Source organism: Georgenia sp. EYE_87 (genome assembly GCF_023148685.1).
In the GTDB taxonomy this organism is placed as follows: Bacteria; Actinomycetota; Actinomycetes; order Actinomycetales; family Actinomycetaceae; genus Georgenia.
Genome location: NZ_JAHXNL010000007.1, coordinates 152,241 through 175,623, shown reverse-complemented (window position 1 = coordinate 175,623; position 23,383 = coordinate 152,241). Strand labels below are relative to the sequence as shown.

Sequence of the window (23,383 nt, the reverse complement as noted above, 5' to 3'; positions counted from 1 at the left end):
TGCCCTTACCCTGCGGGCATGAGGACCGAGCCGGATCACGGGCACCGGCACCTGGTCCACGTGGTCGCGGGCCTGGTCGGGGTCGGCGGGCTCGCGTTCGCGCTCACCGTGGTCCACCTGCCGGGCACCCATCGTGCCGCCCTGGCGCCCTGGTGGATCACCACGGCCACGGTCCTCGTCGGCGGGCTGGTGGTCCTCGCCGCTCTCGGCCCCCTCACGCGGGTGCCGGCCGCTGCGGTGCAGATGGTGGCGGGCGCGTGGGCGCTGCTCTTCCTCGGGGTGGTCGCCAGCGTCCCCCTGCTCGAGGAGGGCTCGGCGGGCCACCAGACCCAGTGGATCTCGGGCTTCATCGGTGCGGCCCTGGCCAGTGCCGCGCTCGCCTGGCGTGCGCGGGTGTCGGTGGCCTACCTCCTCACGGTGTGCACCCTCTGGGGCGTCGCGCGGTGGTGGGACACCGGCCGGGCCCGGCCGCTGCTCGCCGTGCAGGACGCGGTGTACGCCGTCACGTCGGGGCTGATCGTGATGTCCGTCGTCTGGCTGGTGCTCCGCGCGGCCCGGGCCGTCGACGCCGCCGCCGCGACGGACGCGGAGCACGCCGTCGCCGAGGCCCGCTCCGAGTCCCGGGCCGCCGAGCGCGACCGGCTCGCCGCCATCGTCCACGACGGGGTCCTCGCCGCGCTCCTCGCCGGCTCGTCCGGGACCGCCCCGCGCGCCGCCGTCGCCCTGGAGGCCCGGCGGGCGCTCGACGACCTCGACGAGCTGCGCCAGCCCAGCACCGCCACCGGCGAGGTGGAGGCGGGGGACCTGGTGCTCCGCCTCCGGCTCCGCGCCGCCGTCATCGGCGCCGGCGCCGAGGTGAGGGCCGACGTCGAACCCGCCCGGATCCCGGAGCTCGTCGCAGTGAAGCTCGTGGCCGCCGCCGCCGAGGCGCTGCGTAACAGCGTGCGGCACGCCGGGCCGGGCGCGGCCCGCACGGTGACCGTGACGGTGCGGCCCGGACGGGCCGAGGTCCGCGTCCGCGACGACGGCGCCGGCTTCGATCCCGCCTCCGTCCCCGCGGGGCGCCTCGGTGTCCGCGGCAGCATCCTGGGCCGCATGTCGCGACTGCCCGGCGGGAACGCCGAGGTGCGCTCCCGGCCCGGCGCCGGCACGGAGGTGATCGTGGGGTGGCGGGCATGAGCACCGTCGAGGAGTCGGCGCCGGACCTCCGGCTCGCAGGCCCGCTGGGCTGGACGGTCGTGCTCAGCTACGTCGCCTGCAACGTCTTCCTCGTCGCCACGACGTCGCCGGACCGCGGCTCGCTGCTGCCCCACGTCGTCGGGCTCGTCATCTTCGCGGCGGCAGCGGCGGCCGCGGCGCTCCTGCCCGGCCGCCGGCTCACGCGCGCCGTCACGGCCGCTCTCGCCGTCGTGCCCGGGCTGCTGGCCCTGCTGGTCTCCTGGGACCTGCCCACCGACCGGTTCCCGGGCTACTCGGCGTGGCACCTGGGCGCGGGCTCGTTCGTCCTGTTCTTCCTCGCCGCCCGGGGCCACCTCGTCTCTGCCTGGTGCGGGATGGCCGGCCTGGTGGCCGTGACCCTCGCCTGGTTCGGCACGACCGGTCAGGACTGGCGCGGGCTGCCGGACCTGCTGCTCACGCACCTGAGTTTCCTGGTCGTCGGCACGACCGCCGGCGTGGTCCTGCACCGGGCCGCACGGCAGATCAGCGCCGTCGCGGCACGCGCACGCTCCCGCCGGGCCGCCCACGCGGCCCGCCTCGCCGAGGCCGCCGAGCGCCACCGCCGCCTGGCCTGGCTCGAGCAGAACGTGCGCCCGGCGCTGGAGCGGCTGGCCGAGGGCCACCTCCCGGGACAGGAGGAGCGCGCGCGACTGGCGGTGCTGGAGGCCGAGGTGCGCGACCGGCTCCGGGGCGGCGCGCTCGACGTCCCGGGGGTCGTCGCCGCCGTGCGCGCGGCCCGGCTGCGTGGGGTGGCCGTGGAGGTGATGGACGACGGCGGGCTGTCCGACGTGCCCGACCCCGCGGCCGTCCTCGCCCCGATCCCGGGCCTGCTCGACGGCGTGGCCGCCGGACGGGTCGTGATCCGGATCCTGCCCCCGCGCCGGGCTGCGGTGGCCTCGGTCGTCGTGGAGACGGCGGAGGGGACCCGGCGCTCCACCATCGGTCCCGACGGGGCGGTGGACTCCCCGGACGCGCCGTCGCCGGGCCCGTCGTCCTCAGGTCCTGCGACGTCCGACGCGCCGTCGTCGGGGCCGCCGCCGTCACGGGACGTCGGCGAGCACCACGTCCTCGCCCGTCAGCGACAGCCGCAGCCCGCCGTCGGCCGGGACGACCTGGACGAGGCGAAGCCCGAGCGGTAGGTCGGGCACGTCCAGCTCCAGCTCGAGCAGGTCCTCGCCCAGCAGTGGTGCGAGGTCGTCCGTGTCGAGCTCGGCGCCGCCGAGCCGCACCGACGTCACGCGCACGCTGATGCCGCCGTCGGCCACCTCGGGCGCGGCGACGAGCGCGAGGTCGAGCCCCAGCACCTCGGTGGACAGGTGCACGCCGTCCGCGGCGGACGCGACCGTCACGCCCTCGACCTCCTCCTGGACCAGCCGCCTGCAGCACCTCGTCGGGCAGGGTCCCGTCGAGGTCGAGCCGGCCGGCGGTCGCGGGCTCCTCGACGGTGACGGCCCGGGCGTGCGCCGTGACGTCCAGGAGCCGGACGCCCTCCGTGGCCATCGCGTCCGCCCGGACCCGCACGCTGTCCAGCTCACCAGCCGCGAGCTGGGTGAGGAAGGGGAATCCCTCGACCGTCACGTCCGGCTCGCCGTCGACCTCCACGGCCGCGGCGACCTCGCCCGCGACCCGGTCCTCCGCGCTCGCGCGCAGGAGGCGGTCGACCACCAGGGCGGCTGTCACCAGGACGACGGCGGCGACGAGCAGGGCGAGGAGTCGGCGCATACGGCCAACGTAGGTCGCCCGGACCGGATCCGCCCGGAAGGCGACCTGCCGCCCGCACCGGGATGCGGGCCGGCGGCGGGGTCGCCGCCGGACGAAGACCCTGAGTCCCGACCGACCACCCCTCGGTCCGCGCCGCCCGGCATGTGGGCTCCCGGGGCCGAAACACTGCACCCCCCGCCCGTCTCTGCCACCATGACGACCCTTGGGGGAAGGAGGATGCGACGTGACAGTGCGCGTGGGAATCGTGGACGACCACGAGTCCGTGGTGCTCGGACTCCGCGTCACGCTGGGGCAGCACGCTGCGGTGGAGGTGGTCGGCTCCGCGGACACCGTGCGGGGGCTCCTGGCGCTGGGACGGCCGATCGACGTCGCCGTGCTGGACCTCCGGCTGGGGGACGGCTCGGACCCCGGCGACAACGTCCGCGCCCTGCGTGATGCGGGGATCAAGGTGCTCGTCTTCACCGCGGGGGACGACCCGCACGCCATCCGGCGCGCCGCCGGGGCGGGAGCGGTGGGGGTCCTGCAGAAGGCGGCCCCGGTGGAGACGCTGACGACCGCGGTGCTCGCCGCCACCCAGGACGAGACGGTCCCCTCCGCCACGTGGGCGGCGGCGATCGACGGCGACCCGGACCTCGACTCCGCCGCCCTGTCCCCGCGCGAGGCCGAGGTGCTGGCCCTGTACGCCGCCGGGGAGAAGACCGTGCGGGTGGCGCACACGCTCGGGATCAGCGAGCACACCGTCATCGAGCACCTGCGCTCCATCCGCGCCAAGTACGCCCGCGACGGCCGGGAGGCGCCCACCAAGGTGGACCTGTACAGGCGGGCCGTCGAGGACGGCTTCCTGCCCGCCCCGCGCCGCAGGGAGCGGTAGCCGCCCGACCCACCCCTGGCCGCCCCAGGGCGTTGACGTGCGCGATCTGTGTAGGGTCGGGTCGGATCGCGGAGGTGAGAGATGGACGGCGAGAACGATCTGAGGCGTCAGGCCGCCAACCCCGGCACGCCCCTGACCACCCTGCAGCAGCTTGCGCAGCACCACCCGGAGCTGCGTGCGACCATCGCCGAGAACCCCTCCACCTACCCGGCGCTGCTGGACTGGCTGGGACGGCTGCGCATGCCGGAAGTCGACGCCGCCCTGGCCCGTCGGGCCGCCTCGGCCGCCGCCCCGACGGCCCCCGCCGCGCCCGCCACGCCGCCGGTCGAGGCCCGGGGCGCAGAGCCGGAGAGTGACACGTCTCCGACCGCGGCCATGCCGCCCGTGACCCACGCACGCGCGGCCGCCCCTGCCGGCGCGGACGTGCCCGCGTCCGGGACCGAGCCGACGGCGGTGCGTCCCGCTGCAGCCGAGGACACGGCCGCCGTGGGCGGCCAGCAGACCCAGGCGATGCCCGCCGTCCCCGCGGCCGAGGCCGGCCAGCAGACCCAGGCGATGCCCACCGTCCCCGCGACCGAGGCCGGGCCCCGCGCGGGCGACGGCGCCCCCTTCGACCCCGACGCCACCGCGGTCTACTCCGACCCGGACGTCCCCGCGCGGGACGCCGCGGAACCACCGACGTTCGCCCCGGCGCAACCGGTGGAGCGGCCCGCCGTCGCGGAACCGACCGACTCCCCCACCGAGGCGATGCCCCGGATCGTCCCCGCGTGGACGCCCGCCCGGGCCGGCCGGCCCGGGCGCACCACGCACCCAGGCGGCCCCGACCGGGCTGCCCCGGTCCGTGACCGCCACGCCACCGCCGGAACCGGCGCCGCCGCCGGCGCGCCGGCCGCCGCCGCCCGGACGGACGAGCACGGGCGGCGCTCGTGGCTCCCGCTGACCATCCTGGCCGCGGTGGCCCTGGCCCTGGTCCTCCTGGTCGTGTGGCAGCTCTCCGGCGGCGAGGACGAGGAGCGCCCGACCCCCGCCGCCACCACCGCCGGCGAGGCTCAGCCCACGGCGTCGGCGTCGCCGACCCCCACCCCGACGGCCACCGACGACGCGCAGGCCGCCCGGGACGCCCTGGTCGCCCTGCCGGAGTCCTCGGCCTGCACCGACCCCGTGGCCGACGCGAGCGCGTTCGCCGCCTTCGCGACCTCCGCTGCGCCCGACGGCGCCTGGGCCGACCCGGCCTCGGGCGAGCTGGTGATGACCACGCTCGACCAGCTGCAGGACTCGTGCGACAACGTCCACGCCGTCGCCGTGGCCTCGGCCATCACCGGTGACGACGCCGCCCCCGAGGCCCTGCGCACCACCGTGACGGAGGCGGGCACCGGCTGGGTCGACCTCGCCCGCGCCGCTCCGCCCGGCGCGCAGGAGCGCAGCAGCTTCGCCTCGCCGTCGCAGAACATCACGTGCGACCTGGCGGACTCCGCCCGGTGCACGATCGACGACTACGACTTCGCCCCGCCGGAGGGGTGCTCCGGCCCGACCACCCTGGCCGTGCCCCGCGACGGCGAGGCCGCCCCGGACTGCGGTCAGCCCGCGGCCGCGGGCAACGGCGTGCTGGAGTACGGCCAGTCCGCGACGGCCGGCTTCTTCGCCTGCACGAGCGAGCAGAGCGGGATGACGTGCTGGTCGACGCTCACCGGCCGCGGGTTCGCCGTCGCCCGTGCCGGCTTCCAGACCTTCTGACCGCGGGTCAGCGAGCCCTCAGACCTCGGGTCAGCGAGCCGCCGCCCAGGTGCGCAGGCCGGCGACGATCGCCTCGGCGTAGCGCTGCCGTCCCTCCTCGCTCTCGACGAGCGCGGCCTCCTCGGGGTTGCGCATCTCCGCGAGCTCGAGGAGGACGGCGGGCCGCTCGGCCCAGTTCAGCGTGCCGAGGTCGGCCCGCTCGCTCAGCGCCTCCGCGTACGACCCCGAGGGCGTGAACCCGCCGTCGGCCAGGGCGGCGAGCAGGTGAGTGGCCAGGTCCCGGGACGGCTCGCCCTGCGCGTCGTTGAGGGGCGGCGCGGAGACGATCGCGAAGTACCCCTTCGCCGTGGTGTTCTCCGAGCCGTTCGCGTGGACGGACACGAGCACGTCGGCGTCGACGTCGCCCACCGTGCTCCCGCGCACGTCCACGCAGGGGCCGACGCTCTCGTCGTCCTGGCGCGTGAGCGTCACCTCGGCGCCGTCGGCCTCCAGCAGCTCCTGGGCCCGCCGGGTGACGTCCCAGGTGAAGGCGTGCTCCATGTACCCGCCGGCCGTCGAGGTGCCCACGGTGTTGCAGGCCTTCCTCCCGCCGCGGCCGTCGCCCACGAGTGCGTTGACCTCGGCCGTCGCCTCCCCGTTGCCCCCGTTGTGGCCGGGGTCGAGGACCACGTGCACGCCCTCGAGCGGCCGCACGCCCGGGCTCGCCGGGGTCGACGGCGACGGCGCCGCCGTCGGCGCGGGCTCCGCCGTCGGGAACTCCGGCGCGACGGAGGGCCCGCCCGGCAACGGGCGGGAGCCGAGCAGCAGCCCCCCGACGGCCACGGCGAGGAGCAGGACGACGCCGAGCACGCGCAGCGTCCGCACGGCGCGGACGGAACGGGTGGGCTCGGGCATGCGGTCAATCCTGACACCGGCGGGGCTCCGGTGCGGGCCGGGCCTCCTCCCGGACCGTGACCGTCCGTGATGGGATGGGCCCGTGACGGAGACCACAGCACCCTCGACGCCCTTCCACGACCTCGACGCCTACGTCGCGCTCCCGCGGCTGGGCTCCCTCGCCCTGTCCCCGGACGGCACGCGGCTGGTCACCGGCGTGAGCACCCTCGACGAGGACGGCACCCGGTACGTCACCGCGTTGTGGGAGGTCGACCCTGCCGGGCAGCGGCCCGCCCGGCGCCTCACCCGCGGCACGAAGGGCGAGTCGCAGGCGCGATTCACGCCCGCCGGGGACCTGCTCTTCGTCGCCGCGCGGCCGGACGGCTCCGACGACGACGAGGTCGCCGCCCTGTGGACGCTGCCCGCCGGCGGCGGCGAGGCGCGCGTCCTGGCGCGCCACCCGGGCGGGGTCGAGGGCGCGCGCCCGGCCAAGACGGGCGTGACGGTCGTGGTGACGGCCTCGGCGCTGCCGCGTGCGGGCGACCTGTCGGAGGAGGAGCGGCTGCGCAAGGAGCGCAAGGAGAAGAAGGTCTCCGCGATCCTGCACGCCGGGTACCCGGTGCGGTACTGGGACCACGACCTCGGGCCGGCCGCGCCGAAGCTCTACGCCATGGCGCTCGGAGACGGCGGCGCCGTCGTCTCGGCCGACGCCGCGGCGGCCGAGGAGAAGCCGCTCGCGCTGCGCGACCTGACCCCGGACGCGCGCACCCACCTCGTCGAGGCGAGCCACGACGTCGCCCCCGACGGATCGTTCCTCGTCACCGAGTGGGTCGTGCCGGAGGGGCGTGGGTCCCAGCGCACGGACCTGGTGCGCATCGACCTCGCGACCGGCGAGCGGGTGACGCTCCTCGCCGCGGACGAGGACGTCGAGTACTCCGCGCCGCGCATCAGCCCGGACGGGCTGTCGCTCGCGTACGTTCACGAGGAACGTTCCACCACCGAGCTCGCGCCACGGCCGACGCTGCGGGTGCTCGACCTCGCCTCCGGCGAGAGCCGTCTGCTGGGACCGGACTGGGACCGTTGGCCCGGCGAGGTGCGGTGGCTGCCCGACGGCAGCGGCCTGCTCATGACGGCCGACGACGACGGCCGCGCGCCGGTCTTCCACGTCGACGCCCGGAGCGGGGCCGTGACACGGCTGACCGAGGACGGCGCGTTCTCGGACCTGGTCGTGGCGCCCGACGGGGCGAGCGCGTACGCGCTGCGCGCCTCCTACGCCCACCCCGCGGAGGTGGTCCGCCTCGACCTGACCTCCGACGCCTCCGACGGTGGGGCCGAGGTGACCGCGCTGCGCGGTCCGGCCCCGCGCCCGGAGCTGCCGGGCACCCTCAGGGAGGTCGAGACGACGGCGGACGGGGTGCGGCTGCGCTCGTGGCTGGCGCTGCCACGCACAGCCTCGGCCGAGGCGCCCGCGCCGCTGCTGCTGTGGATCCACGGCGGCCCGCTGGGCTCGTGGAACTCCTGGAGCTGGCGGTGGAACCCGTGGCTGATGGTCGCGCGGGGCTACGCGGTGCTGCTGCCCGACCCGGCGCTGTCCACGGGGTACGGCCAGGAGATGATCCAGCGCGGCTGGGGCCGGTGGGGCCTGGAGCCGTTCACGGACCTCATGGCCGCGACCGACGCCGCCGTGGCGCTGCCGGAGATCGACGAGTCGCGGACGGCGGCGATGGGCGGCTCGTTCGGCGGCTACATGGCCAACTGGGTGGCCGGCCACACGGACCGGTTCCGCGCGATCGTGACGCACGCGAGCCTGTGGGCGCTGGACAGCTTCGGTCCGACGACGGACGCCTCGTACTACTGGGCTCGCGAGATGAGCCCCGAGATGCAAGAGGTGAACTCGCCGCACCGCTACGTCGCGGACATCCGCACGCCGGTGCTCGTGATCCACGGCGACAAGGACTACCGCGTCCCCGTCGGCGAGGGCCTGCGCCTCTGGTACGAGCTGCTGTCAGCCTCCGGGCTCCCGCAGGCTGAGGACGGCTCGACGGCACACCGTTTCCTCTACTTCCCCGACGAGAACCACTGGGTGCTCACGCCGCAGCACGCGAAGATCTGGTACCAGGTGGTCCTGGGGTTCCTGGCCGAGCACGTGCTCGGGGAGGAGTCGGGCGGGCTCCCGGAGCTGCTGGGGTGACCTAGACGTCGGCGGGCAGCACGAAGGGGCGGTGCATCTTCGGACGCACCGCCCCTTGCGGTCGATCCGCTACCTGGCCGACTTCTCCGGCCAGCAGAACGTGCACGCCGTCGAGACGCGGCCGCCGTCATCCTTGGGTGCCGCGATCGCCGGCACTGCGGCGGCCGTCACGGTCAGCCCAACCGCGAGCACCGCGCTCGCCACAATTTTCCGAACCATGGTCGCCACCTCCTGATACTTTCGATGCCCGTTTGGCCATCTGCATCGATAATCGCCCGAACGAGACCTAAAACAACCGGGATAGGAGCACGCACTTCCTGCCATGGCAGGAAGTGCCACTTGCCACTTCAAATGAGTTGCGCGTGCCGTCCGGTAACGGTCGACTGCTGTCGTCGTGGCGAGTCGTCCTCCACAGCGGACGACGATTAGCATCGGCACAGGTCCGAGACATGGGAGACAGATGTTCGAGCCGCTGGGTCTGAGCGCGGACGCCGTCGCGGCGTACCGCGTCCTTCTGGCGAACCCCGACATGTCGCCCGACCAGCTTGCCGGTCACCTCTCTCGGTACGACAGCGAGGTCGCGGAGATCCTCGAGCAGCTGGAGGAGAAGGGTTTCGTCCGGCGATCGCACTCCGACCCGACCAACCTGCGCACGGAGTCGCCGCAGGTCGCCTTCGAGCGGCTCGTGGGCCAGCACGAGATCGAGCTGCATCGCAAGCAGGAAGAGCTCAGTCAGGCTCGGTCCGGCGCAGCCGCCCTGGTGGACGAGTACCACCGGACGATCCAGAACGCACGGCACGGCGAGTTCGAACGCCTCATCGGGACCGACCACATCGTCTCCCGCCTTCTGGAGCTCGGGCAGAACGTCGAGTCCTCGGTCGACTCGATCGTGACGAAGGCACCTCTTCCCCACGTTCTCAACCAGGCGAAGTCGGACGACGCGCTCGCCCTTGCGCGCGGCGTGCGCCTGCGCACGCTCTATCCGGCAGCCGCCCGGCACGACGATGGTGTTGTCGAGTACGCGGAGTGGTTTCGAGAGCGGGGAGGTCAGATCCGAACTGCGATCGCTCTGCCAGTTCGGGTGCTCATCTACGACGAGAAGATTGCGGTCGTCACCTCGGACCCTCAAGACTTCTCCCGCGGTGCCGTCGTGCTCAACACACCAGGAGCCATCACCGCCCTTCAGGCGCTGTTCGACCTGCTGTGGGAGTCGGGTGCCGACCTCCCTTCTCCGGCAGCCAGCGAGAACACGCTCCGGGCCGAGGAGCGTGAGCTCCTCCAGCTGCTGTCGCGCGGGCTCAAGGACGAGGCGATCTCCCGCTCGCTCGGCATCTCGATCCGTACGGTGCGGCGCATGATCAACGTGCTCAGCAACCGGGTGGACGCCACGAGCCGCTTCGAGCTCGGCGCCCGCGCCGTCGAGCGCGGCTGGCTGTAGCCGAGAGACGACTCGGGGCCGCGCGGCCCTGGACGCGCGACCCCGAAGCACGAGGGGCTCACCAAGTGAGCCCGCTGGTCACCTCACCAGAAGAACGGCACCCGGCGGTCGCCCGAGCCGAGCAGCCCGGACAGCGCCACGAGATGCCCGGCCGCGCCGGTGCCCGTGTCTCTCGAGATCTGGTTGGTGAGGTGGAGGTGCCGGCGCCCGCCGCAGAGGTCCAGGCGACCCAGGTGGAGCCGGACCAGCGCCACACGCTCGGGCGCGGGGGTCCAGGGCTCGGAGTGCATGGTCTGGTACGCCAGCAGGGCCCCGGCGCGGGCGCGGAACAGGGCGGGCAGGTGATCGAGGCGGCGTCCGGAGAGCATGGCGGCCGACCGGTGGATCTCGTGGAGCCAGGGCACGTCGAGGTGCTTGACCGCCTCGTGCAGCACCATGACGATGCCGTCCGTCCCGGTCCACACGGAGGAGTCCTCGGTGGTCGTGGACCAGCGCCGCCCGTCCGGGCCGAGGCCGAGCCCCGCGAGGTCACGCTGGAGCGATCGCTCCACTCCCACGAGCAGCGACTCGTCCTCCGTCAGCCCGTACAGGTGGAGCAGGTACAGCGCCGTGCCGGAGCCGCCGTGGAGCAGGCCCGGGCCCTCCAACCACGGGTCCTCGACGGCGAGGCGGTCCAGCAGCTCCGCGCCGATGGCGGAGGCACGAGCGATCAGCGCCTCGACGTCGCGCACGGGAGACCGCTCCAGCAGGGCGAGTCCGACGCCGGGCAGGCCGTCGGCGAGCCGGGTCCCCAGCTCCGTGAGAGGCACCTGCTCGACCTGCCCCCACAGGCGAGCTGCCGCCTCCGTACGCCCGAGCCGGTCGAGCGCCAGGGCGATGCCGCTGGCGCCGTCGAAGAGTCCGGGTCCGAGCCCGTCCGTCTCCTCGACTCGCCGTACGAGCCAGTCGACGAGCTCGTCCGGCACCTCGACCACCTCGGCGAGCGACCAGAGAACTCCGGCCGCACCGTGCCCGAAGGACACCGGGCCGGCGGCACCCCCAGGGCCGCCGGCCATCAGTGCCACGCTGTCCGGGAAGAGACGGTCCTGCCGCTCCGGAGTCGCCGTAGCGAGAATCGCCTGCCCGACCTCCGCGAGGAGGCCCGGGTAGTCGGTCGACTCGAGCGCGGACAGGTCCACCGCACCGCGGGCCGCCATGTCCACCAGCACCCGAGCAGGCACGGCGCCCCCCAGCGCCTCGCGTGCCGGACGCACCGCAGACATCACGTGCACTGCCGTTCGCGCTTCGAACGGCAGCAGCATCGACGCCTCAGACATGACACCCCCCGGGATTTTTCCCAGTACCCAGCGCACCCACCGTGGGCACACTCAAGACGGTAGTCGGGCCCACGACCGGGATACGACCTCACAGCGGGTGCACTCTCTGCCATGGCAACAACGTGCCAACTACGCAACTTCTGGCGCGCAACCGCAGGTCATCCCGCTCGCACCAGCAGCACGACCACGTCCACGACGGCGATGACCAGCGCGGCCCGGAACGGTGCGCGGCCGCCGCGGAGCAGGGCCCAGACGGCGAGGGCCGCAACGGCCGCCAGCAGCGCCCAGGGCCAGGGTCCGGCGCGGCCCGCCGGGGCGAGCAGGGCGACGGCGGAGCCGGCGGTCAGCGCCGCGACGGCAAGGATCCCGGTGGCCCGGGCGCCGAGGCGGTGCGGGAGGCCCCGGACCCCGGTGGCGGCGTCGTCGGCCAGGTCGGGGAGGACGTTCACCAGGTGCGCGCCGAGCCCGAGCAGGGCCCCGACGGCGACCATCCAGGCCGGTGGACGGGCGGGCGCGTCGAGCGCCAGCCACACCACGGCGGGCAGGGACCCGAAGGCGACGACGTACGGCAGCCACGACAGCACCGTCCGCTTGAGCCACAGGTTGTACGCCCAGCCGGACGCGACCAGCAGCACCAGGTGCGTCAGGCCGGCAGCCGGCCCCAGCAGCGCCGAGGCGAGGACGCACGCCACCGAGGCCGCGACCAGCGCGCCGCGCAGCACGTGCACGGGAAGCTCGCCGGTCGCGACGGGCTTGTCAGCACGGCCCACGGCGCGGTCGCGGGCGGCGTCCACGAGGTCGTTGGACCACCCGATCGTCAGCTGCCCGGCGAGCACCGCGAGCGCGACCAGCGCCACACCGCCCGGCGCGTGCCCGGCGACGACGGCGGCGAGCGTCGCGAGCACCGTGACTGCCGCCGTCGGCGCGGGGTGGCAGGCACGCACCAGGGCGCCGGCACGGGCGGGCACGACGGAACGAGGCGGCACGCGACGAGCCTAGGGCGCCCAGGCCGGGCCCAGGCGGCTTCGGATCGGGTGCCGACCTCGGGAGGGAGACCGTACGCTCGCCGGATGACGCACCTCGTCGGCGTGGAGGCCGTGCTCCCCCCGCACCGGTACGGCCAGCGTGAGGTCACCGACGCGCTCGTCGGCGTGCTGCGCGCCGACCGTCGGACCGAGCTCCTGCTGCGGCGGATCCACGCCAGCGCCGGCGTCGACCATCGCCACCTCGTCCTCCCGCTGGAGCGCTACGGCGCCCTCTCCGACTTCGGCGCCGCGAACGACGAGTTCATCGGCGGGGCGGTGGAGCTGGGCGCGGTCGCCGTCGCCGGCGCGCTGGAGCGGGCGGGCCTGACGCCGCAGGAGGTCGACGTCTTCGTCTCCACCACCGTCACGGGCCTCGCCGTGCCCTCGCTCGAGGCCCGGATCGCCGCCCGGCTCGGGATGCGCGAGGACGTGGTGCGGGTCCCGCTGATGGGCCTGGGCTGCATGGCCGGGGCGGCCGGCACCGCCCGCCTGCACGACCTGCTCGCCGGCCGGCCGGACGCCGTCGGCGTGCTCGTGGCCGCCGAGCTCTGCTCGCTGACGGTCCAGCCCGGCGACGACTCGACGGCGAACCTGGTCGCCTCCGGCCTCTTCGGCGACGGCGCCGCCGCCGTCGTCGCGGTCGGGCCGGACCATCCCTCGGCCGGGTCGCCCGGCTCCCCCGCCGTGGTGGCGAGCCGCAGCCGCACCTACCCGGGCACGGAGTCGACCATGGGCTGGGACGTGCGCTCAACGGGCCTGCGTATCGTCCTGGGCGTGGAGGTGCCCGAGCTCGTCCGCGACCACGTGGGCCGTGACGTCGCCGCGTTCCTCGCCGAGCACGGGCTCGAGGTGGACGACGTCGGGTGGTGGGTGTGCCACCCGGGCGGGCCCAAGGTGATCGACTCGATGGTCGACGCGATCGGGCTCGACGCGGCGGACCTCGCGCTGACCGCCGAGTCCCTGCGGACGGTCGGCAACCTCTCCTCGGCGTCGGTGCTGCACATCCTGCGCGACACCCTCGACCGGCGGCCCCCGGAGCCCGGCTCCCACGGCGTCATGATGGCGATGGGTCCCGGCTTCAGCCTCGAGCTCGTGCTGCTGAGGGGCTGAGATGACGTCCGAGGTGCTCTTCACGGTGCTGGTGCTCACCGTCGGCCTCGAGCGGCTCGCGGAGCTGGTGGTCGCGCGCCACAACGCGGCCTGGAGCTTCGCCCGCGGGGGCGTGGAGTCGGGGGCCGGTCACTACCCGGTCATGGTCGTGCTGCACACGGGGCTGCTGGTCGGCGCGCTGGCCGAGGTGTGGCTGCTCGGGCGCGTCTTCCTGCCGGCGCTGGGCTGGCCGATGCTCGCGCTCGCCCTGGGATCGCAGGCGCTGCGCTGGTGGTGCATCCGCACGCTCGGGCCGCGGTGGAACACCCGGGTGATCGTGGTGCCGGGCCTGCCCCTGGTGGGCGGCGGCCCCTACCGGTGGTTCCGCCACCCCAACTACGTGGCCGTCGTCGTCGAGGGTCTCGCGCTCCCGCTCGTGCACACCGCGTGGGTCACCGCGGCGGTGTTCACGGTGGCCAACGCGTTCCTGATGCGACTGCGGATCCGCACCGAGAACCGGGCGCTGGCCGCCGCGCGGCCATGACGGACCTGGTGGTGGCGGGCGGCGGGCCCGCCGGACTGGCGACCGCGCTCCACGCCGCACGGGCGGGGCTGTCCGTGGTGGTCCGCGAGCCGCGGTCCGCACCGATCGACAAGGCGTGCGGCGAGGGGCTCATGCCGGCCGCCGTCGCCCGGCTGGCCGCGCTGGGCGTGGACCCGGCCGGGCGGGACCTGCGTGGCATCCGCTACCTCTCCCCCGGTGGCGTCGCCGAGGCCCGCTTCGCCGTCGGGCCCGGCCGCGGGGTGCGGCGCACCGTGCTGCAGGCCGCGCTGCGCGAGGCGGTCGACGCGGCCGGGGTGCGGGTCGAGGCGGCCAAGGTGGTCGACGTCGTCCAGCACGCCTCGGGCGTGGAGGTGGACGGCACGCCGGCGGGGCACCTGGTGGTCGCGGACGGCCTGCACTCCCCGCTGCGCCACCGCCTCGGCCTGGGCCTCCCGGCCCGCGGGCCGCGCCGGTTCGGGCTGCGGCGGCACGTGCGGGTGGCGCCGTGGACCGACCTCGTGGAGGTGCACTGGGCCGACCACGCCGAGGCGTACGTGACCCCGGTGGGGCCCGAGGAGGTCGGCGTGGCCCTGCTGACCTCGGACCGGCGGCCCTACGCCGACCACCTCGCCGCGTTCCCCGCCCTGCTCGGGCGGATCGCCGGCGCCCCCGCGACCTCGACCGTGCGCGGGGCGGGCCCGCTGCGGCAGCGCGCCCGCCGCCGGGTGTCCGGGCGGGTCCTGCTGGTCGGGGACGCGGGCGGCTACATCGACGCCCTCACCGGCGAGGGGGTCTCGCTGGCCCTGGCGCAGGCGGAGGCCGCCGTCGCCGCGATCGTCGCCGGCCGGCCGGACGACTACGAGGAGCGGTGGCGCCGGATCGTGCGCCGCTACCAGCTGCTCACCGAGGCGCTGGTGGTGGCCGCGTCGGTCCCGCCGCTGCGCCGGGCGCTCGTGCCGGCCGCCCGCGCGCTGCCGGGCGTGTTCGACGCCGCGGTGCAGCAGATCGGCCGGTGAGCGCCGGCTCCCGGCGTGCCTGCCGGCTCGCGTCCCCCGGCGCGTCTCCCCGGGCGCGCGTCTCCCCGGGAGCGTCTGCACGGCGTCCCACCCGATGGCCGAGAACGCCCTGGGTGCCCGTCTGCGCGCAGGAACGGGCATCCAGGGCAATCTGGGCAGAGGGCACCTCGGGCGCATCACCTCAAGGCGCCGCCAGCCGCTCGGCCTAGCTCCAGACGAGCGCCTGCGCCGGGTCCTCGAGCACCTTGGCGACGTCGGCGAGCACCCTGGCGCCGAGCCCGCCGTCGACGAGCCGGTGGTCCATGGACAGCGCCAGCTGGGTGACCCAGCGCGGCTTGATCTGGTCCTTGTGCACCCACGGCTGCCGGCGGACCGCCCCGAAGGCGAGGATGACCGACTCTCCAGGGTTCAGGATCGGGGTACCGGTGTCGATGCCGAACACCCCGACGTTGGTGATCGAGATGGTGCCGTCGGACATGTCCTGCGGCGTCGTCCTCCCGGCACGTGCCCGGGCGGTGAGGTCGCCGAGCGCCACCGCGAGCTCGTGGAGCTTCATCCGGTTGGCGTTCTTGATGTTGGGCACCACGAGGCCCCGTGGCGTGGCGGCCGCGATGCCCAGGTTCATGTAGTGCTTGTAGACGATCTCGTTGGTCTCGTTGTCCCAGGAGGCGTTGACCTCGGGGTGGCGGCGAACGGCGTGGATGAACGCCTTCATCACGATGAGCAGCGGCGTGACGTGGACGTCCGCGAACTCCTTGTCAGCCTTGAGCCGCTCGACGAGCTTCATGGTCTTCGTGACGTCGACCGTGTGGAAGACCGTCACGTGCGGGGCGGTGAACGCCGAGGCCACCATCGCCTCGGCGGTGCGCTTGCGCACCGACCGGGCGGGCACCCGCGTCTGCCGGCCGTCCTCCGAGACGGTGCCGCCCTCGAGCCAGGGCTCCTCGTCGCCGGCGTACGTCGCGAGCGGCTGCGCCTCGGTCTTCTGCTGCTGTGCGAGCACGTCCTCACGGGTGATGATCCCGCCGGGGCCGCTGCCGCCCACCGTGGTGAGGTCGACGCCGAGATCCTTGGCCAGCTTGCGGACCGGCGGCTTGGCCAGGACCCGCACGCTGCCTCCCGGCGCGGCCGGGCTGCTCGCGGAGGGCGACGGCGCCGCCTGGGTCGTCCGTGCGGGCGCAGTCGGCGCGGGCGCAGTCGGCGCGGGCGGGGTCGGCCCGGCGGCAGGTCCACCGGCGGCCGGACTCCCGGCGCCGGTGGCCACGCCGCGTCGAGGTCGTCGACCCGTGGTGGCGGGCCTCGTGCCGTACCCGACCAGGACGCTGCCGGACGACTCGGCGGAGGCGCCGGCACCGTCGTCGCCCGCCCTGCCGACCCCGGCCTTCCCGTCCATGACCTCGGGGGCCTGCGCGGAGTCGCCGCCCGGCGCCTCCGGGCCGCCCGGGTCGACGTCGATGACCACGATCGGGGCGCCGACCTCGACGGTCGCGCCCTCGGGGACGAGCAGCTCGTGCACCTGCCCGGCGTAGGGGCTGGGCAGCTCGACGACGGACTTGGCCGTCTCGATCTCGCACAGCTGCTGGTTGACGGCCACCGTGTCACCGACCGCGACGGACCAGGTGACGATGTCGGCCTCGGTCAGGCCCTCGCCCACGTCCGGCAGACGGAACTGCTGGTAGCTCGGCACGGGTGCGGCTCCTTCGTATGGTGCGGGCCGCGGGGCGGCCGGGTGTGGTGCGGTCAGTACGCGAGGGCGCGGTCGACGGCGTCGAGCACGCGGTCGAGCGAGGGCAGGTAGTGCTCCTCGTGCTTCGCCGTCGGGTAGGGGGTGTGGAACCCGCCCACGCGCAGCACCGGGGCCTCCAGCTCGTAGAAGCAGCGCTCGGTGATGCGGGCCGCGATCTCGGCGCCGGGGCCGAAGAACACGGGTGCCTCGTGCGCGACGACGAGCCGGCCGGTGCGCCGGACGGACGCGGTGACGGCGTCGAAGTCGATCGGGGAGACCGAGCGCAGGTCGATGACCTCGACCTCGGTGCCCTCCCCGGCGGCGACCTCGGCGGCGGCGAGCAGCGTCTTGACCGTCGGGCCGTAGCCGACGACCGTCACGTCCCTGCCCGGGCGGACGGTGCGCGCGGCGTGCAGGCCGGTGGTCACGCCCGTCTCGGACAGGTCCACCTCCGCGCCCAGGTCGACCTCGGCCTTGTCCCAGTAGCGCGACTTCGGCTCGAGGAAGAGCACCGGGTCGGGCGACGCGATCGCCTGCTGGATCATCGTGTAGCCGTCCGACGCGGTCGCCGGCGTGACGACGCGCAGCCCCGGGGTGTGGGCGAAGAGCGCCTCCGGCGACTCGCTGTGATGCTCGATGGCGCCGATACCGCCGCCGTAGGGCACCCGGATGACGACGGGCATCTGCAGGTCACCCAGGGAGCGGTAGGTGAGCTTGGCGAGCTGGGTGGTGATCTGGTCGAAGGCCGGGAAGATGAAGCCGTCGAACTGGATCTCGCACACCGGCCGGTAGCCGGCCATGGCGAGCCCGATGGCGGTGCCGATGATGCCGGACTCCGCCAGCGGGGTGTCGACCACCCGGTCGGGCCCGAAGTCCTTGTGCAGGCCGTCGGTCACCCGGAACACCCCGCCGAGCGGGCCGATGTCCTCGCCCATGAGCAGGACCTTGTCGTCGCGCTCCATGGCGGCGCGCAGCCCGGCGTTGATGGCGCGGGCCAGAGGGGTCGCGGTCATCGTGCCTCCCCCTCGTCGTCGGCGAATCCGGCCTCGAAGGCGGTCATCTCCGCGCGTTCCTCGGCCACCAGCGGATGGGGGGCGGCGTAGACGTGGTCGAAGAGCGTCTCGGGCGGCCCGGCCTCCAGCGTGCGGCAGTGGTCGCGCGCCGCCGCGGCGAGCTCGTCGGCCTCCTCGTCGACCCGGGCGAGGAACGCGTCGTCGGCGAGGGACTCGGCGGCGAGGTAGGTGCGCATCCGCAGGATCGGGTCCTTGGTACGCCAGAGGTCCTCCTCGGCGCGGTCGCGGTAGCGCGTGGGGTCGTCCGAGGTGGTGTGCGCACCCATGCGGTAGGTGACCGCCTCGACGAACGTGGGGCCGGAGCCGGAGCGTGCCCGCTCGAGGGCGGCCTTCGTGACGGCGTAGCAGGCCAGCGGGTCGTTGCCGTCCACCCGCACCGACGGCACGCCGAAGCCGGAGCCGCGCCGCACGAGGGGGACGCGGGACTGCGTGGTGGTCGGGACGGAGATCGCCCAGTGGTTGTTCTGGACGAAGAAGACCACCGGTGCGTTCGCGGAGGCCGCGAAGACGAGCGCCTCGCTGACGTCGCCCTGGGAGGTGGCGCCGTCGCCGAAGTAGGCGACGACGGCACGGTCACGCTCCGGGTCCCCGGTCCCGACGTCGCCGTCGCGCTGGGCGCCCATGGCGTAGCCGACGGCGTGCAGGGTGTGGGAGCCGATGACGATCGAGTACAGGTGGAAGTTGTGGGCGTGCGGGTCCCAGCCTCCGTGACGCGTGCCGCGGAAGAGCGGGAGCAGGTCACGCAGGTCCACGCCGCGCACGAGGGCGACGCCGTGCTCGCGGTAGGAGGGGAAGACGAAGTCCCGCGGGGCCAGGGCGTAGGCGGAGCCGATCTGGGCGCCCTCCTGCCCCAGGCACGGCGGCCACAGGCCCAGCTCGCCCTGCCGCTGCAGGGAGGTGGCCTGGGTGTCGAAGGCGCGCGTGAGAACCATGTCCCGGTACATCGCGCGGAGCGCGTCGGCATCGAGACTTTCGGCGAAGGGACCGTACTCGGGGTGGTGGTGACGGCGACCTTCGGCGTCGAGGAGCTGGACCATCGTCGTGGGATCGGACGCAGTTCCCGGCGGGGCGGTGAGCGGCTCGGTCAAGCGTTCCTCCTCGGCATCGGCGCCTCGTGCGCCGCACGGTACCTCACGTGCTCCCGCCGCGCTCGTCACTTGGTGCGTGGCGAGCGCGGCGGGGAGGCCGGGTCGCCAGGGGTGGCGGCGATCCGGAACCTACGCCAGCGTAGGCTACGGCACCGTAAGTTCTGCTTCGTGGATTCCTCCAAAGAATGCCTGTGGACCCTTGGGGCGACCGGCCAGTTCACTGGAGGATTCCACAGCCTGCGACGCATCTCACCGGTCGCGGTATCGGCGGGTCAACGGCCGAGGTCCCGGGCATCTCGGCGGTCGTCCACCCGACCTGCGCGCGTTCTCGGGCCCCTCCCGGGACCTTCGCCCGGGTCCGGCCGTCACGGGCCCTGATAGGGGTGGAGAGTGAGATCCGTAGCCGCATCCCGCGGGCGCCGGCGTCGGGGTCCCGGCTGGGTGCCCGACCAGCACGGCGCGTGGGCCATGATCACGATTCCGCCGCTCGTGGGGATCGCCCTGTCCGGTCCGGCCTCCGTCCACCTTCCGTTGCTGGGGCTGTGGTGGGCCGGCTACCTCGCCTTCTTCGCCGTCGGACTCTGGCTGCGCTCCCGGCGCAGGCCGCGCTACCTGCCCGCGGCCCGGACGTACACGCTGGTGACGGCGGCGGTCGCGCTCGTGCTGCTCGTCGGCGCTCCGGCGCTGGCGGTGTGGGCGCTGCCCTACGCGCCGCTGGTCATCGTGACGATGTGGTGCTCGGCCCATAGGAAGGACCGCTCGCTCCTGAACGACACCGTCACCGTCGTCGCCGCCGGGCTGATGACCGCCGTCGCGTACGACGCCGGGACCCCCGGCTGGTGGGGCGATCCCGGCTCCGCCGTCGGGCTGCCCGGGAGCTCCCCGGACGGCGCGCTGAGCGGGTGGGCGTGGACGTGGCTGGTGACGGCGCTCGTGACGGCGTACTTCCTGGGCACCGTGCTGTACGTCAAGACCAACATCCGCGAGCGCGGCAACCTGGCCTACCTCGTCGCCTCGGTGGCGTTCCATGCCGCCGGGGCCGCGGCGACGGCGGCGCTCGCCTCCGCAGGCCTGGTGACCCCGGCGCACGCGCTCGTCTGGGGCGCCCTCGCGGCGCGGGCGGCGGCGGTCCCGCTGGTGGCCGCGCGGCGCGGTCGCCCGGTGCGTCCGCTGGCGCTCGGCGTCGGCGAGACCGTCTTCTCGGTGCTCGTGGCAGTGACGCTGCTGATCCGGTAGGCCCACACCCGCCCCGTCCGGCCGGTTGCCGCCGGCGGGTCCGGGGCCGGGGCCGGGCTCTGGGCCGGGCTCTGGGCCGGGGCCGGGCTCCGGGCCGACTACGAGAGCGCGAGCCCGGAACGGTCGCGCAGCCAGTCGGCCGCGACGTCGAGGAAGAGGTCGTTGCCCTCGCGCTCGCCGAAGGAGACGCGCACGCCCTCCCCGGCGAAGGCCCGGACCAGGACCCCGCGGGCCTTGGCGGTCTCCGCGAAGGAGGTGGCGCGCCTGCCCAGGTCGAGCCAGACGAAGTTGCCCTGCGCGTCGGGGACGTCCCAGCCCTGCTCGGCGAGCGTGGCGGTCACGCGGGTGCGCTCGGCGACCACCTGCTCGACGCGGTCACGGACCTGGTCCTGGCAGCCGAGGGCGGCGACGGCGCCGGCGAGCCCCATCGCGTTGACCCCGAACGGGGTGGAGGTGGCGCGGAAGCCGGCGGTGAGGCGGCGGCGGGCGACGGCGTAGCCGACGCGGAGCCCGGCGAGGCCGTAGGCCTTGGAGAAGGTCCGCAGCACCACGAGGTTCTTGTGCTCGTCGACCAGGGCGATGCCGTCCGTGGGGTCGTCCTGGCGGACGAACTCCAGGTAGGCCTCGTCGAGGACGACCAGCACGCCGGGCGGCACGGTCTCGAGGAAGCGGCGGACCTCGCTCTGGGTGAGCGCCGGCCCGGTGGGGTTGTTCGGGCTGCACAGCAGGACCGCGCGGGTGCGGTCGGTGACGGCTGCGGCCATGGCGTCGAGGTCGTGCCGCCCGGCGGCGTCGACGGGCACCTGGACCGCCCGGGCGCCGGCCACCTGCACGGCGATCGGGTAGGCCTCGAAGGAGCGCCAAGGCATCACGACCTCGTCGCCCGGCTCGCACACCGCGGTGAGCACGTGGGCGAGGACGGCCACCGAGCCGTTGCCGACGGTCACCCGCTCGGGCTTGATGCCGTGGTGGTCGGCGAGCGCCTCGACCAGCTGCGTGGCGTACATGTCGGGGTAGCGGTTGAGGTCCGGTCCGACGTCCGCCAGGGCCGCGGCGACGGTCGGCAGCAGCGGGAAGGGCACCTCGTTGCTGGAGAGCTTGTAGACCTGACGGCCTCTCGACGGCCGCTCCCCGGGGACGTAGGCGGGCAGCGAGGCGATGTCGGGCCGCAGGCTGACGGCGGTGCGCAAGGTGGCCATGGCTCCATGATCCACCCGCTCGGACGGTGCGCCGTCAGGGCGTCCGCCCGGTGGGCGGGCCCGCCCGAGGCGCGCGGCCTGGTGCGTGTGCAGCCCGCCGACCACACCGCCGGCGCGGGCCCGCCCGCCGCACCGCCGGCGCGGGCCCGCCCGCCGCACCGTCGGCACACCCTTCAGCCGAGGATCAGGCGGACTGCCAGGGCGATCATGACGACGCCGATGAGCAGGTCCAGGATCCGCCACGTCACCGGCCGCGCGAGCACGGGCGAGGCCGCGCGGGCGCCGTAGCCCAGGGCGGTGAACCACACGATGCTGCCGGCCGCGGCACCGGCGGCGAACCACCACCGGCCCGGGTCCCCGTGCTGGTTCGCGATCGAGCCGAGCATCAGGACCGTGTCGAGGTAGACGTGCGGGTTGAGGTACGTCAGCGCGAGGGTGGTGACGACGGCGGAGCGCAGGCTCCCGGCGCGGGCCTCCGCGGCGTCCAGCGCCTGCGGCCGGCGCAGCCGCAGCAGTGAGAGCACGCCGTAGCCCATGAGGTAGGCGGCCCCCACCCAGCGCAGCGCGGTCAGGGCCGTGGGGTGGTCCCGCACGACGGCGCCGATCCCGCTGACGCCCGCGAGAATGAGCAGCGCGTCGGAGACGGCGCAGATGGCGACGACCACGCCGAGGTACCGGCGGGCCAGCCCCTGGCGCAGCACGAAGGCGTTCTGCGCGCCGATGGCCACGATGAGCGACAGCCCCGTGAGCAGGCCGCTGACGGCGGAAGACACGGTCGCCGAGCGTACGCCAGGAAAAGCCGCGGTCGAGGCGGGAGGTCGGTGGCAGGATCGGTGCCATGAAGTTCCTGGTGCAGCTTCTCGTCAACGCCGCGGCCATCTGGGTCGCAGCCTGGTTGCTCGACGGCATCTCGCTCGCCCCGACCTCGAGCACGGGCGCGACGCTGCTCGAGCTCGCCGTCGTCGCCACGGTGTTCACTCTGGTGAACCTGATCGTGCGACCCGTCGTCGCGCTGCTCTCGCTGCCGTTCTACATCCTCACGCTCGGGCTGTTCTTCCTGGTCGTCAACGCGCTCATGCTGATGCTGACCGGATGGATCACGTCCTTCACCGACTACGGGCTGCGGGTGGAGGGCTTCTGGACCGCCGTCCTGGGCGGTCTGGTCATCGCGATCGCGAGCTGGATCCTGCACCTGGTGATTCCCGGCGAGCGCAAGTGAGGCGCCCGCCGATGGCCAGGGTCCGCCGCAGCGCCGCCTGCCTGCGTCGGCCCAGTTCACCGGGCACGCTGCCGTCATGAGCTTCCTCAGCCTCTTCGACGACGGAGACCTCGCCAGGGTCCTGGCCGTCGTGGCGCACCCGGACGATATGGAGTACGGCGGCGCCGCGGCGGTCGCCCGCTGGACGGCCCGCGGGGTCGACGTGGGGTACGCGATAGCGACCAGCGGCGAGGCCGGGATCGACTCCGTGCCGCCTGAGCGGGCCCGGCCCCTGCGCGAGGGCGAGCAGCGCGAGGCGTGCGCCCGGGTCGGCGTGACGGACCTGCGGTTCCTCGGCTTCCCGGACGGCACCGTCGAGTACTCGCTCGACCTGCGGCGCGCGATCGCCCGGGAGATCCGCCGGTTCCGGCCTGACGCGGTGGTCACCGGCGGCTTCCGCGAGACCTGGCCCGGCGGGGTGCTCAACCAGGCCGACCACGTGGCGGTGGGCCGGGCGGTCGTGGACGCGGCCCGCGACGCCGGCAACCGGTGGGTGTTCCCGGAGCTGGCCGAGGGTGGGCTTCAGCCGTGGGGCGGCGTGCGGACGGTGCTGGCGTTCGGCTCCCCGCTGGCCGAGCACGCCGTCGACGTCACTGACGGGTTCGCGGCGGGCGTGGCCTCCCTGGAGGCGCACGCGGAGTACCTGGCGGGCCTGGGCCCCTCGGCACCGGTGCCCGCGGACATGCTCGAGGAGATGCTCGGGACCACCGGGCGGCTGGTGGGGGTGCGCCACGCGGTCGCCGTCGAGGTCCTCCACCTCTAGGGC

At 74.8% G+C, this 23,383-nt stretch carries 22 protein-coding genes and 1 pseudogene; 13 read left to right on the top strand and 10 right to left on the bottom strand.

Going from position 1 to position 23,383, the window contains the following annotated elements:
* Nucleotides 1-18: 18 nt before the first annotated feature.
* Together KZX45_RS12090 and KZX45_RS12085 are read left to right on the top strand one after the other, a co-directional pair.
* Complete coding sequence (locus KZX45_RS12090; RefSeq protein WP_248257988.1) at nt 19-1,179, top strand: sensor histidine kinase; 1,161 nt, start codon at nt 19-21, stop codon at nt 1,177-1,179.
* Nucleotides 1,176-2,357, top strand: a complete 1,182-nt coding sequence (locus tag KZX45_RS12085) for a hypothetical protein (protein WP_248257987.1) — start codon at nt 1,176-1,178, stop codon at nt 2,355-2,357. The genes KZX45_RS12090 and KZX45_RS12085 overlap by 4 nt, the downstream gene beginning before the upstream one ends.
* Here KZX45_RS12085 and KZX45_RS12080 read toward each other — a convergent pair.
* Nucleotides 2,259-2,567 carry a hypothetical protein gene (locus KZX45_RS12080; protein WP_248257986.1) on the bottom strand — a complete coding sequence of 103 codons (309 nt, stop codon included), beginning with the start codon at nt 2,565-2,567 and terminating at the stop codon, nt 2,259-2,261. The genes KZX45_RS12085 and KZX45_RS12080 overlap by 99 nt on opposite strands.
* Before the next feature lie 22 nt (nt 2,568-2,589).
* Nucleotides 2,590-2,940, bottom strand: a pseudogene (locus KZX45_RS20500) (DUF2993 domain-containing protein); the annotation flags it as partial.
* A 223-nt stretch (nt 2,941-3,163) separates the two neighbouring features.
* Here KZX45_RS20500 and KZX45_RS12075 point away from each other — a divergent pair.
* Both KZX45_RS12075 and KZX45_RS12070 read left to right on the top strand, forming a co-directional pair.
* Nucleotides 3,164-3,811, top strand: a complete 648-nt coding sequence (locus KZX45_RS12075) for a response regulator transcription factor (RefSeq protein WP_248257985.1) — start codon at nt 3,164-3,166, stop codon at nt 3,809-3,811.
* Between the two features lie 81 nt (nt 3,812-3,892).
* Nucleotides 3,893-5,545: a hypothetical protein gene (locus KZX45_RS12070; RefSeq protein ID WP_248258049.1), complete on the top strand. Its 1,653-nt coding sequence runs from the start codon at nt 3,893-3,895 to the stop codon at nt 5,543-5,545.
* Between the two features lie 30 nt (nt 5,546-5,575).
* Here the strand turns inward: KZX45_RS12070 and KZX45_RS12065 are convergent, their stop codons facing one another.
* Complete coding sequence (locus tag KZX45_RS12065) at nt 5,576-6,439, bottom strand: N-acetylmuramoyl-L-alanine amidase (protein WP_248257984.1); 864 nt, start codon at nt 6,437-6,439, stop codon at nt 5,576-5,578.
* Between the two features lie 82 nt (nt 6,440-6,521).
* On the opposite strand from KZX45_RS12065, the gene KZX45_RS12060 reads away from it, so the two are divergent.
* From KZX45_RS12060 to KZX45_RS12050, 3 genes are all read left to right on the top strand, one after another.
* Entirely contained in the window at nt 6,522-8,609 is a 2,088-nt protein-coding gene (locus tag KZX45_RS12060; protein ID WP_248257983.1) for a S9 family peptidase, read from the top strand.
* A gap of 55 nt (nt 8,610-8,664) precedes the next feature.
* Nucleotides 8,665-8,844, top strand: a complete 180-nt coding sequence (locus tag KZX45_RS12055) for a hypothetical protein (RefSeq protein WP_248257982.1) — start codon at nt 8,665-8,667, stop codon at nt 8,842-8,844.
* 225 nt (nt 8,845-9,069) lie between these two features.
* Nucleotides 9,070-10,047 (top strand): LuxR family transcriptional regulator, encoded by a 978-nt coding sequence (locus KZX45_RS12050; protein WP_248257981.1) that lies wholly within the window; start codon nt 9,070-9,072, stop codon nt 10,045-10,047.
* An 83-nt stretch (nt 10,048-10,130) separates the two neighbouring features.
* Here KZX45_RS12050 and KZX45_RS12045 read toward each other — a convergent pair whose 3' ends face one another.
* Nucleotides 10,131-11,267, bottom strand: a complete 1,137-nt coding sequence (locus KZX45_RS12045) for a lanthionine synthetase C family protein (protein WP_248257980.1) — start codon at nt 11,265-11,267, stop codon at nt 10,131-10,133.
* 254 nt (nt 11,268-11,521) lie between these two features.
* A complete protein-coding gene (locus KZX45_RS12040; RefSeq protein ID WP_248257979.1) occupies nt 11,522-12,349 on the bottom strand; it encodes a UbiA family prenyltransferase in 828 nt (275 codons plus the stop codon).
* Nucleotides 12,350-12,433: 84 nt separating this feature from the next.
* On the opposite strand from KZX45_RS12040, the gene KZX45_RS12035 reads away from it, so the two are divergent.
* From KZX45_RS12035 to KZX45_RS12025, 3 genes are read left to right on the top strand one after another with little or no spacing between them, the layout of a single operon-like run.
* Nucleotides 12,434-13,498, top strand: a complete 1,065-nt coding sequence (locus KZX45_RS12035) for a type III polyketide synthase (RefSeq protein ID WP_248257978.1) — start codon at nt 12,434-12,436, stop codon at nt 13,496-13,498.
* A gap of 1 nt (nt 13,499) precedes the next feature.
* Nucleotides 13,500-14,021: an isoprenylcysteine carboxyl methyltransferase family protein gene (locus KZX45_RS12030; RefSeq protein ID WP_248257977.1), complete on the top strand. Its 522-nt coding sequence runs from the start codon at nt 13,500-13,502 to the stop codon at nt 14,019-14,021.
* Nucleotides 14,018-15,037 (top strand): NAD(P)/FAD-dependent oxidoreductase, encoded by a 1,020-nt coding sequence (locus KZX45_RS12025; RefSeq protein ID WP_248257976.1) that lies wholly within the window; start codon nt 14,018-14,020, stop codon nt 15,035-15,037. Before KZX45_RS12030 ends, KZX45_RS12025 begins: the two co-directional genes overlap by 4 nt.
* Before the next feature lie 205 nt (nt 15,038-15,242).
* Here KZX45_RS12025 and KZX45_RS12020 read toward each other — a convergent pair whose 3' ends face one another.
* From KZX45_RS12020 to pdhA, 3 genes are read right to left on the bottom strand one after another with little or no spacing between them, the layout of a single operon-like run.
* On the bottom strand, nt 15,243-16,724 hold the full coding sequence (locus tag KZX45_RS12020; RefSeq protein WP_248257975.1) for a dihydrolipoamide acetyltransferase family protein: 1,482 nt from the start codon (nt 16,722-16,724) through the stop codon (nt 15,243-15,245).
* 53 nt (nt 16,725-16,777) lie between these two features.
* Nucleotides 16,778-17,776: an alpha-ketoacid dehydrogenase subunit beta gene (locus KZX45_RS12015; RefSeq protein ID WP_248257974.1), complete on the bottom strand. Its 999-nt coding sequence runs from the start codon at nt 17,774-17,776 to the stop codon at nt 16,778-16,780.
* The gene (gene pdhA, locus KZX45_RS12010; RefSeq protein WP_248258044.1) at nt 17,773-18,873 is read right to left on the bottom strand and encodes a pyruvate dehydrogenase (acetyl-transferring) E1 component subunit alpha; all 1,101 of its coding nucleotides are present in this window, start codon (nt 18,871-18,873) and stop codon (nt 17,773-17,775) included. The genes KZX45_RS12015 and pdhA overlap by 4 nt, the downstream gene beginning before the upstream one ends.
* Nucleotides 18,874-19,314: 441 nt before the next feature.
* Here pdhA and KZX45_RS12005 point away from each other — a divergent pair, with 441 nt between their 5' ends.
* Nucleotides 19,315-20,160, top strand: coding sequence for a YwiC-like family protein (locus KZX45_RS12005; RefSeq protein ID WP_308221737.1), 846 nt, complete (start codon nt 19,315-19,317; stop codon nt 20,158-20,160).
* Nucleotides 20,161-20,258: 98 nt separating this feature from the next.
* On the opposite strand, the gene hisC is transcribed toward KZX45_RS12005, so the two are convergent.
* Nucleotides 20,259-21,359 carry a histidinol-phosphate transaminase gene (hisC, locus tag KZX45_RS12000; RefSeq protein ID WP_248257972.1) on the bottom strand — a complete coding sequence of 367 codons (1,101 nt, stop codon included), beginning with the start codon at nt 21,357-21,359 and terminating at the stop codon, nt 20,259-20,261.
* 173 nt (nt 21,360-21,532) lie between these two features.
* Nucleotides 21,533-22,132: a LysE/ArgO family amino acid transporter gene (locus KZX45_RS11995; protein WP_248257971.1), complete on the bottom strand. Its 600-nt coding sequence runs from the start codon at nt 22,130-22,132 to the stop codon at nt 21,533-21,535.
* 65 nt (nt 22,133-22,197) lie between these two features.
* Between KZX45_RS11995 and KZX45_RS11990 the strand changes: the two genes are divergently transcribed.
* Together KZX45_RS11990 and KZX45_RS11985 are read left to right on the top strand one after the other, a co-directional pair.
* The gene (locus KZX45_RS11990) at nt 22,198-22,578 is read left to right on the top strand and encodes a phage holin family protein (protein WP_248257970.1); all 381 of its coding nucleotides are present in this window, start codon (nt 22,198-22,200) and stop codon (nt 22,576-22,578) included.
* Nucleotides 22,579-22,654: 76 nt separating this feature from the next.
* A complete protein-coding gene (locus tag KZX45_RS11985; protein ID WP_248257969.1) occupies nt 22,655-23,380 on the top strand; it encodes a PIG-L deacetylase family protein in 726 nt (241 codons plus the stop codon).
* The last annotated feature ends 3 nt before the right edge of the window (nt 23,381-23,383 follow it).

Bases quoted from the DNA above. Each gene is read 5' to 3' on its own strand.
- KZX45_RS12090 (WP_248257988.1), top strand. From the start codon at position 19: ATGAGGACCGAGCCGGATCACGGGCACCGGCACCTGGTCCACGTGGTC.
- KZX45_RS12085 (WP_248257987.1), top strand. From the start codon at position 1,176: ATGAGCACCGTCGAGGAGTCGGCGCCGGACCTCCGGCTCGCAGGCCCG.
- KZX45_RS12070 (WP_248258049.1), top strand. From the start codon at position 3,893: ATGGACGGCGAGAACGATCTGAGGCGTCAGGCCGCCAACCCCGGCACG.
- KZX45_RS12065 (WP_248257984.1), bottom strand. From the start codon at position 6,439: ATGCCCGAGCCCACCCGTTCCGTCCGCGCCGTGCGGACGCTGCGCGTG.
- KZX45_RS12050 (WP_248257981.1), top strand. From the start codon at position 9,070: ATGTTCGAGCCGCTGGGTCTGAGCGCGGACGCCGTCGCGGCGTACCGC.
- KZX45_RS12035 (WP_248257978.1), top strand. From the start codon at position 12,434: ATGACGCACCTCGTCGGCGTGGAGGCCGTGCTCCCCCCGCACCGGTAC.
- KZX45_RS12030 (WP_248257977.1), top strand. From the start codon at position 13,500: ATGACGTCCGAGGTGCTCTTCACGGTGCTGGTGCTCACCGTCGGCCTC.
- KZX45_RS12025 (WP_248257976.1), top strand. From the start codon at position 14,018: ATGACGGACCTGGTGGTGGCGGGCGGCGGGCCCGCCGGACTGGCGACC.
- KZX45_RS12015 (WP_248257974.1), bottom strand. From the start codon at position 17,776: ATGACCGCGACCCCTCTGGCCCGCGCCATCAACGCCGGGCTGCGCGCC.
- pdhA (WP_248258044.1), bottom strand. From the start codon at position 18,873: ATGGTCCAGCTCCTCGACGCCGAAGGTCGCCGTCACCACCACCCCGAG.
- hisC (WP_248257972.1), bottom strand. From the start codon at position 21,359: ATGGCCACCTTGCGCACCGCCGTCAGCCTGCGGCCCGACATCGCCTCG.
- KZX45_RS11990 (WP_248257970.1), top strand. From the start codon at position 22,198: ATGAAGTTCCTGGTGCAGCTTCTCGTCAACGCCGCGGCCATCTGGGTC.
- KZX45_RS11985 (WP_248257969.1), top strand. From the start codon at position 22,655: ATGAGCTTCCTCAGCCTCTTCGACGACGGAGACCTCGCCAGGGTCCTG.